Source organism: Massilia hydrophila, assembly GCF_020208145.1.
GTDB classification, from domain to species: Bacteria; Pseudomonadota; Gammaproteobacteria; order Burkholderiales; family Burkholderiaceae_D; genus Telluria; species Telluria hydrophila.
In genome coordinates this window covers 1-255 of record NZ_JAHYBX010000100.1, presented here as the reverse complement: position 1 = coordinate 255, position 255 = coordinate 1, and the positions used below count along the sequence as shown (strand labels likewise).

Here is a 255-nt window from a genome sequence, read left to right as displayed (position 1 = left end):
GGGTTGGCGGCCCTCTGTATGTACCATTGTATGACGTGTGAAGCCCTACCCATAAGGGCCATGAGGACTTGACGTCATCCCCACCTTCCTCCGGTTTGTCACCGGCAGTCTCATTAGAGTGCCCAACCAAATGTAGCAACTAATGACAAGGGTTGCGCTCGTTGCGGGACTTAACCCAACATCTCACGACACGAGCTGACGACAGCCATGCAGCACCTGTGTGAAGGCTCCCTTTCGGGCACTCCCAGATCTCTC

1 rRNA gene is annotated in these 255 nt (G+C 55.3%); it reads right to left on the bottom strand.

Annotated elements, in window-relative coordinates:
• A 16S ribosomal RNA gene (locus LE190_RS21690) occupies positions 1-255 on the bottom strand; the annotation flags it as partial.